The following is a 9440-nucleotide window of genomic DNA, read 5'->3' on the forward strand; positions in this document are numbered from 1 at the left end:
AAAAACGCTTAAGCGTTATGTTGTTAATTCAAGCGAATCAAGCGAATATAAATATAACGGTATTTCTAGTGAGTATCGGGCACTTCTGTCAGACTGCATTAAGTATTACGGTACCTGCGGTTATGCGGAGTTTTATATGCCTGAATACGACTCTAATAATTATGAACAAAGCGCAATTATAGACGGAACTCTGATTTCTGAAGAATCAGCTTTTACCGTTACCCAGTGTATGGGCGGAAACTCAGGATATACTACAGACGGAGTGAGTGTTGATCTGATTATTACAGTAAAAGGAAGGGTTATTACTGTAAAAACGGAATGTGAACCGGAATATCAATATAACGGTCCTGTCTTTATTTTGGAAAATGCCGGAGATATAACGGTTGTAAGCGGGGTTACAGGAAGGGAACTTACAACTACTACTCTTGATGACGGAAGTGTTGAATATTCATTCCAATCGTAGGTGTATTGCGTTTTATGCAATATGATGTAAAAATAGTTTCACTTTACGCAATGTAAATACAAAGGTATAATTCACCTTGAAAATTGTAATTGATTTATATTTCGAGGTAGAATTATGGCAAAAAAATCAGATAACGCCTGCTGTGGAACAGCCCGTGCTCCACACCGTTCACTTTATTATGCTTCAGGTTATACAGATGAAGAACTTGCCCAGCCAATGGTTGGTATCATCTGTGCAAAAAATGAACTTATCCCTGGTCACATTGAACTGGACCGTATTTCGGAAGCTGTAAAAGCCGGAGTACGTATGGCAGGAGGAACTCCTATTGAATTTCCTGCTATTGGTGTGTGTGACGGTATTGCCATGGGACATGAGGGAATGAAGTATTCCCTTGTTACCCGTGAACTTATAGCAGATTCTGTTGAATGTGTTGCCAAGGCACATCAGTTTGATGCTCTTGTAATGATTCCTAACTGTGACAAGATTGTTCCTGGTATGCTCATGGCTGCAGCCCGCCTTAATCTTCCTACTGTATTTGTATCCGGCGGTCCAATGATGCCTGGTCATCTTCCTGGTAATGATTCATCAAATCCTTATTCCGGAAAAAATCTTTCCCTTACAGATATGTTTGAAGCTGTAGGCGGCCTTGCTGTTGGTAAGGTAACAGAAGCTCAGCTTAAAGAAATGGAACACCGTGCATGTCCTGGATGTGGTGCATGTTCTGGTATGTTTACAGCTAACTCAATGAACTGTCTTACAGAAGTACTTGGTCTTGGTCTTCCTGGAAACGGAACTATTCCTGCTGTTACAGGAGAACGTATTGCTCTTGCAAAGCATGCTGGTATGGCCGTAATGAACCTTTACCGTAAGGGAATTACTGCAAGAGACATGATGACTGCAGAAAATTTCCGCAATGCCCTTGCTGCTGATATGGCTTTAGGCTGTTCTTCAAATACAATGCTTCATGTTCCTGCAATTATGCACGAAGCCGGTCTTGAACTTGACCTTCATGAAGTAAATGAGATTTCTAACCGTACACCAAACCTCTGTCACCTTGCACCTGCAGGACATACCTTTATGTGTGAACTTGATGATGCCGGTGGTGTTCAGGCTGTACTTGCTGAACTTGCAAAGAAAAACCTTATTAATACTTCCCTTATTACAGCAACTGGTAAAACAATTGCCGAAAACATTAAGGGAGTTGTAAACCGCAATCCGGAAATCCTTCGTCCTATTGAAAATCCATTCAGTGACAACGGTGGAATTGCCATTCTCTTTGGTAACCTTGCTCCAAACGGAACTGTTGTTAAGCGTTCTGCCTGTGCTAAGGAACTTATGCTCCATACAGGACCTGCAAGGGTATTTAATGACGAAAGTGAAGCTATGGAAGCTGTTCAGAAGGCTCAGATTAAGCCTGGTGATGTTGTAGTTATCCGTTATGAAGGACCAAAAGGCGGACCTGGTATGCGTGAAATGCTTGCTGTAACTGCAGCACTTGCAGGTCAGGGTCTGGACAAGCAGGTTGCCCTTATTACAGACGGAAGATTCTCAGGAGCTACCCGCGGTGCATCCCTTGGACACTGTTCACCGGAAGCAGCTGTTGGAGGACCAATTGCTCTTGTAGAAGAGGGAGATAAAATTACCCTTGATATTAACAACTACAAGATTCACCTTGATGTAAGCGACGAAGAACTTGCCGCAAGAAAAGCAAAATGGACCGCCCCAGAGCCAAAAGTAAAAACCGGCTACCTCGCAAGATACGCAAAACTTGTTTCTTCAGCAGATAAGGGTGCAATACTTCAATAGTTCTTATTTAATCCGTACACGAGTTTTACCGCAGGTAAAACTCGCAAACAATGGAACGAAGTTCCATTGTTAGGGTGCCATATTACAGTAGAGCTTTGTATAGTTGCAAAAAAACTGTTTACGTTCATAATAGAATTTAATGAAAAATTCTATTATGAACGACTTAAAGCGCCTGCTTCTTGTTATAGCCGGGGGATTTCTCTTTGCCCTGGATGTTAATGTCTTTGTATATACTGCAAACCTTTTTCCGGGAGGCTTTTCCGGACTTGTCCTTTTAATTCAGGCTGTAGCCCTGAGATATTTTAATATAAAAGTTCCTTTTTCTATTCTTGTATATGCCTTTAATGCAATTCCTGTAATAGTTGGCTTTAAGTTTATCGGAAAGAAATTTACCATATTCAGTGTGGTAATGATTGTGGTTTCCGGTATTTTTACAGACCTTTTAAGCGGGGTAGAAGCCCTTCACCTTACTCAGGACCTGCTTTTGTGTTCAGTTTTTGGGGGAATCCTCTGTGCCGTTTCTGTCTGCCTTTGTCTTTTTGCAGAAAGTTCTTCCGGGGGAACAGATTTTATTTCTATATACATAAGTGAACGTACAGGAAAATCTGCCTGGAACTATATACTGGCCTTTAACTGTCTTATTCTTGTGGCTGCAGGCTTTTTAATGGGCTGGGATAAGGCTCTTTATTCAATTATCTTTCAGTATGTAAGCACCGTTACCATAAACCTGCTTTATAAAAAGTATTCCAAGACAACTCTTTTAATAATTACTGACAAACCGGAAGAAATATTTGAAGTAATCCTCTTTTTAACCAATCATACAGCAACTTTATTTGAAGGAACCGGCCAGTACAGCGGAAGCAAGCATTATCTTCTTTACTGCGTGGTTTCTTCATCTGAAAGCGGTAGTATAGAAAGGGCAATCCGCACAAAGGACCCTAAGGCTTTTATTAATGTTATAAAATCCAAGGAAATAGTGGGCAAATTCTTTAAGACTATGCCTGATTGAAAATTTTTGTCAAACCCTGCTTTTTTAGAGGACAGCTATAGAGATTTTTGATATAATTAAATTAATATGAAGAGGAAGATAGCTGTCGCAGCTTTATCCATGCTTTTTTTCTGTCAGCAGGTATTTGCTGTTTCGGACGTGGATATAGAAAATAAAGAAATTGCTGTGCTTGATGTAAGGCTTGCTGAACTGGTAGAAACAGTCAGGTCTTTAGAAGCCGGCAAAAACTATGAGATAGTTCTGTCTCCTGACTTTTTACCTTCAGAAGTTACCCCTTCAATGATTCAGTCCCTTCATGAATTTTTTACGAATCATCCTGACAGCAGCCTTGCCGGTCCTATTGAATACATTTATTTTTCAGGAAGTCAGTCTCCAGATTCATTCTATAAAATCAAAAAAAGAATTAATGCCGCTAAAGACAAATATGTTTGTGTTGATATTGGAAATTCCTTTTATGCAGTAAACAGCTCTACTTACGAAGCCCTTCCTTTACCGGATAACTGTTTTGCAGGTCATAAAAACCTTTACTGGGTTTATTTTGGTCATTTTGTAAGGGAAGACGTGCCGGAAAATGTTTGTAAGGACTGCACAAATCTTTCTATTGTATTCATGTGGGGAGAAGGCTCTTTTGAAAAGGGTGCATTTGAAAATGTTGCAAAGGATGCCCTTCTTGCAGGAGTTTATGGAGAAAGCAGGAGCCTGGCAGATTATATAAAGGCCAGGGGTTATCAGAAGAGTGTAAGGTGGGATTATGCTGCCTTTGATGAAAACTATGATTATTTAAAAGCTGAACAGGGGCTTTATACCGGTCAGTCATATTATAATAGCGATTATTATGCTGCCAGTGGTTATTCTTCCGGATCCGGCGATATTACGGAGGAAGAATCTTCTTATCCTTATCATGGGGATGAATTTGAGACTTCCTTAAATTCAATTCTTAATTTTTACGGAGATAAATAGGGATGGGTGCACTGGTAGATTGGGCTACAAAAGAAAAAAACAAGCTTTTCATGCTGCTATGTCTCTCGGTGCATGTATTTTATGTAGGTGTATTTGCTATTCTTCAGTGCTGGATTCCTTCTTTTATAAATATGATGAGTGCCATAATTTATATATGGCTTGCCTTTATAAAAAGACCTGTTACCGAAGGTTCAATTGTAATTGCCTATATAGAAATTAATATTTTTTCTGTGGCCTGTTCCCTTTTTACCGGGGGAGCTTTTGGTTTTCTTTTCTTTGTAGTGGGAACTTTTTCTATTATTTTTTATCTGACTCCTTCTTTTAAGAAGGTCCATCTGCTTTTTCATCTTATAGGGCTGGCTTCCTGTATAGCCATTGTTACCCTCTGGTGGTACAAAATTTTTCTTATTCCTGAACTTTTTAATAAACTTATAGGATACAGTTTTTATTTTTCCATACTTAACCTGTGTTTTATTTCCCTGGCAATTTTTATTACTTCTTACTTTTTTATGCGTGACTTGCGTAAAACCAGGGAACGTCTGGACTATAACGTAAACCATGACCTTCTTACAGGGCTTTACAACAGACGTTATGCAGAAGAATATATTGCCAGCCATAACATTAATTTTGCCATAGGAATGCTTGATATCGATGACTTTAAGCAGATTAACGATATGTACGGTCATCATATGGGTGACATGGTTTTAAAAACCGTAAGCAATATTTTTACCGGCAGCCTGAATTCCCAGCAGTTTGCAGTAAGGTGGGGTGGAGAAGAGTTTATACTTTTATTCCCTGAATATACTGTTTCTCAGGCTCAAAAAGAAATAAGGGATATTTGTCATAAAATAAGCCAGACTCAGATTGAAGATGACGGTGTAAGGGTAAGCGTCAGACTTACTGCAGGTGTTTGTGACGGAAGCAGCAGAACTTTTGAAGCGGCTGTTCGTAATGCGGATAATCTTCTTTATTACGGAAAACGTCACGGAAAGAACAGGGTAATTGCTACCTGATAATTCTTCTCTTAGAAACAACGTTGAAACAGACCGTTAAATTCATTATTATTTACTACATTATAATCAGAAAAAATTTTTATCGAGGAACTAATGAAAATCTCAGGATCACAGGTTGTTATTGAATGTTTGATTGAACAGGGCGTAGACACCGTATTCGGTTACCCTGGAGGAAATATCCTCAATATTTATGATGCTTTATATAAGAATTCAGACAGAATCAGGCATATTCTTACTGCTCATGAACAGGCTGCTGCTCATGCTGCTGATGGTTATGCACGTTCTACAGGAAAAGTTGGTGTCTGCATGGCAACATCTGGTCCTGGTGCAACTAACCTTGTAACCGGTATTGCTACTGCCTACATGGATTCTTCTCCAATTGTTGCAATTACCTGTAACGTAGCAACACCTCTTCTTGGTAAGGATACTTTCCAGGAAATCGATATTACAGGTGTAACTCTTCCTATTACCAAGCATAACTTTATGGTAAAGAGTGTAGATGAACTTGCCTCTACTATTCGTGAAGCATTTGCAATTGCTGCCAGCGGAAGACCTGGTCCTGTTCTTATTGATATTCCAAAAGAAATTACTGCTGCAGAAGTTGAATTTGAGCCGCTTCCTAAATCAGAAAGCATGGATAAGGTTCTTACTGATGCACATTCAAACCTTAAGCGTGTATTCTCTGTTTCTGTTCCAACTGATGAAGAAATTAAAGCCGCAGCTGAACTTATTAATCAGAGCCAGCGTCCTGTAATTTATGCAGGTGGTGGTGTTGTTATCAGTGGTGCAGAAAAAGAACTTCTTGCTTTTGCAGAAAAGGCAGAAATTCCTGTAAGCGAAAGTCTTATGGCAAGGGCTGCATTCCCTGCTGATCATCCTTTATGTACATGGATGGTTGGTATGCACGGAACAAAGGCCAGCAACATGGCTATTACAGAAAGTGACCTTATTATTGCCCTTGGTTCACGTTTCTCTGACCGCGTTATTGGAGACCCTTCAAAGTTTGGACTGAACGCAAAGGTATTCCATATTGATATTGACCCTGCAGAAATTAACAAGAATATTCCTACAGACGGTTCCCTTGTTGGAGATATTAAGGCAATCCTTAATCGTCTTCTTCCTCTTATTAAAGAAACAAAGCGTCCTGACTGGATGGAACGTATTCAGGCATGGAAGGCAGAAGTTCCTGCTTCTTATAACCGCCAGCCGGAAGATTCAGTTAATCCTAAATTCATTTGTGAATGTATTAATAAAATTGCCGGAGATGATGCTTTTATTACAACAGAAGTTGGACAGCATCAGATGTGGACTGCTCAGTTCTATCCATTTAAGAAGCCTCGTACTTTTGTAACATCAGGCGGTCTTGGAACAATGGGCTTTGGAACAGGTGCTGCAATGGGTATCCAGATTGGTAATCCTAAGGCAAGGGTTGTTCATATTGCAGGTGACGGTTCATTCCGCATGAACTGTAACGAACTTGCTACAATCCAGCACTACAATCTTCCTGTAGTTATTGTTGTTGTAAATAATGGTGCCCTTGGAAACGTTCGTATGTGGCAGCGTCTCTTCTACGGAAAGAGATTCAGTCAGACAACCCTGGATTTTGGTCCTGACTGGTGCAAGCTTGCTGATGCTTATGGAATTAAGGGTTACAAGGCAAACAATGCTGCTGAATTTGAAAAGGTATTTGCTCAGGCATTTAAGAGTGAAGAACCTGCAGTTATCGACGTAAGGGTTGATATTGACGAAATGGTTCTTCCTATGGTTCCTGGTGGAAAACCTATTTATGATATGATTATGTCTTTGAGCAAAGATGTTATGAGCTGAAATTAAGGAGAAATTATGGCAGAAATTCATGAGTCTGGCGAAGATTACCTTGAAGCAATTCTTCGTCTTCATAAGGAATTCGGCATTGCCCGCTCGGTTGATGTTGCAAAAAAATTGAATGTTTCTAAACCTAGCGTAAGCCGTGCAATGGGTATTCTTGAGGACAACGGTTATGTAACAGTAAATGAAATCGGTGCCCTTGAACTTACCGAAAAAGGAAAGCTTAAGGCTGATGAAGTTTATGAACGCCATGTTCTCCTTACCAGGTTCCTTGTAAAAATTACAGGTGTCAGTGAAGAACAGGCAGAAGAAAATGCCTGCAAAATCGAACATGACATTGATGATGATGTTAAAAAAGGCATCCAGAAGTGGATGGAAAAGAACGCTTAAAAATTATGGCAGAAAAGAAACACGGTACAATTACTAATGATAATCATGCTGCTTTGTGGCACGGACGTTTTGCAGAAGGTCCTGATGCTGCAGCAGTTGAATTTGAAACATCCATTCATGTTGACGAAAGGATGGCTCTTGATGACATTCACGGTTCCATTGCTCATGCCCAGATGCTGGGAGAGCAGGGAATTATTTCTAAAAAAGAGTCTGACCAGATTGTAAAGGGGCTTAAATCCATAGAAAAGGATCTGGAAAAGGGAAGTCTTGCAATTGATTACAGTGCAGAAGACATTCATTCCTTTGTAGAAGCTACCCTTACAGACAGAATTGGAGAAGCCGGTAAAAAAGTTCATACAGGACGCAGCCGTAATGATCAGATTGCCCTTGATGAACGCCTTTACCTTAGACGTGTAATTCCTCTTTTACAGAATGAAATCCTTACAGCAATAGACGCTCTTGTTTCTATTGCCTCAAGAAATAAGGAAACCCTTCTTACAGGTTATACCCATATGCAGCATGCTCAGCCGGGAACTCTTGCCCAGCATCTTCTTGCCTGGTCGTTCATGCTTAAAAGAGACTGGCTGCGTCTGGAAGATTCCCTTAAGCGTATTGCCCTTTCTCCTTTAGGAAGCGGTGCCCTGCAGACAAGTACCCTTAAGCTTAACCGCGAAAAGGTTGCTTCTTCTTTAGGTTTTGAAGGTGTTACAGAAAATTCCCTGGATACTGTAAGTGACCGTGACTATTGTATTGAGTTTACTTCTGATTTTGCCATGCTGCAGAGTCATTTAAGCCGTATGTGCGAAGAAATCGTACTCTGGTCTACAACTGAATTTGCATTTATTGATTTAAGTGAAAAATGGTCTACCGGTTCTTCTATTATGCCTCAGAAAAAGAATCCTGATTTTGCAGAACTTATTCGCGGCAGAACCGGTAAAGTTTACGGTGACCTGATGAATCTCCTTACTATGGTAAAGGGACTTCCTCTTGCCTATGACCGTGACCTTCAGGAAGACAAGGAACCTCTTTTTGACGCCCTTGATACTGTAGAAGCAAACCTTAAGGTATTTACTGCCATGATTTCTAGTGCAAGATGGAATGTAGAAAACCTTGAGAAAAGTGTAGAAGGTGGTTTTGCCAACGCTACAGATGTTGCTGAATATCTGGTAAGCAAGGGTCTGCCATTCAGGACAGCTCATGGTGTTGCAGCTAATGCCGTAAGAATTGCCATAGATGCCGGTCTTGATAAGCTTGAAGACCTTTGTATCGAAGAGTTCCAGAATTGTTCCCCACTTATAGAAGAAGATATCTACGACAAGATTTCTCCAAGGGAATGTATGAATAACAGAACTGTTACCGGAGGACCTGCACCTAAGAGTACAGCCCTTCAGATTAAGGGACTTCAGAAGTGGTCTTCTAAGGCCAGAAAATAGTTTTTAAGACAGAAATTTGTTTTATAAAAAGGCCCTCAAAGGCAGAAGCTGATTACTTTTGCTTTTGAGGGCTTTGTTTTTGTATTGGCATTTAAGCTTTAAGAGTTAAGCCTTAAAACTTAGTTTTTCCATTCAGTGTAGGAATCGCACTCAAGGATTTTCTTTGCCTGAGCAACGCTCTCTTCTGTTGGAGAAGGGGTGTCTTTAAGGGGATATTCAATTCCCAGTTCCTTATACTTCATAATACCAAGGCCGTGGTATGGCAGAACTTCTACACGCTTAACATTGTGAAGGGAACGGATAAAGTCACGGGCTTTTGTAAGGTATTCTACAGAATCTGTAATGCCTGGTGTTAAAACCTGACGAATCCATATAGGCTTATTGATTTTGTCCAGGTAAAGGAACATCTGGCGGATATTTTTGCCGGTGTGGCCTGTAAGCTTAATATGCTCTTCTTCGTCTACATGCTTAATGTCCATAAGAAGAATGTCTGTTACTTCCATAAGCTTCTGGAATTTTTCAAACCATTCTCCTTCTTG

The 9440-nt window shown here is 40.2% G+C and carries 9 protein-coding genes; 8 read left to right on the forward strand and 1 reads right to left on the reverse strand.

Annotated features, from left to right (window positions below):
• The 8 genes from K6D58_RS11155 to argH all read left to right on the forward strand — a co-directional run.
• Positions 1–463 (forward strand): hypothetical protein (locus tag K6D58_RS11155; protein WP_296830678.1); only part of this gene is annotated, 463 nt, incomplete at its 5' end.
• Between the two features lie 114 nt (positions 464–577).
• A complete protein-coding gene (gene ilvD / locus K6D58_RS11160) occupies positions 578–2269 on the forward strand; it encodes a dihydroxy-acid dehydratase (protein WP_296830681.1) in 1692 nt (563 codons plus the stop codon).
• 139 nt (positions 2270–2408) lie between these two features.
• On the forward strand, positions 2409–3278 hold the full coding sequence (locus K6D58_RS11165) for a YitT family protein (protein WP_296830682.1): 870 nt from the start codon (positions 2409–2411) through the stop codon (positions 3276–3278).
• Positions 3279–3344: 66 nt separating this feature from the next.
• Entirely contained in the window at positions 3345–4238 is an 894-nt protein-coding gene (locus tag K6D58_RS11170; RefSeq protein ID WP_296830683.1) for a hypothetical protein, read from the forward strand.
• A gap of 2 nt (positions 4239–4240) precedes the next feature.
• Positions 4241–5251 (forward strand): GGDEF domain-containing protein, encoded by a 1011-nt coding sequence (locus tag K6D58_RS11175; RefSeq protein WP_296830685.1) that lies wholly within the window; start codon positions 4241–4243, stop codon positions 5249–5251.
• 93 nt (positions 5252–5344) lie between these two features.
• On the forward strand, positions 5345–7078 hold the full coding sequence (gene ilvB, locus K6D58_RS11180) for a biosynthetic-type acetolactate synthase large subunit (protein ID WP_296830687.1): 1734 nt from the start codon (positions 5345–5347) through the stop codon (positions 7076–7078).
• A 15-nt stretch (positions 7079–7093) separates the two neighbouring features.
• Positions 7094–7468, forward strand: a complete 375-nt coding sequence (locus K6D58_RS11185) for a metal-dependent transcriptional regulator (protein ID WP_296830688.1) — start codon at positions 7094–7096, stop codon at positions 7466–7468.
• A 5-nt stretch (positions 7469–7473) separates the two neighbouring features.
• The gene (gene argH / locus K6D58_RS11190) at positions 7474–8901 is read left to right on the forward strand and encodes an argininosuccinate lyase (RefSeq protein ID WP_296830690.1); all 1428 of its coding nucleotides are present in this window, start codon (positions 7474–7476) and stop codon (positions 8899–8901) included.
• A gap of 119 nt (positions 8902–9020) precedes the next feature.
• On the opposite strand, the gene K6D58_RS11195 is transcribed toward argH, so the two are convergent.
• Positions 9021–9440 (reverse strand): pyruvate formate-lyase-activating protein (locus K6D58_RS11195; protein WP_486389767.1); only part of this gene is annotated, 420 nt, incomplete at its 5' end.

The organism is Treponema sp., from assembly GCF_024696245.1.
Lineage (GTDB): Bacteria > Spirochaetota > Spirochaetia > Treponematales > Treponemataceae > Treponema_D.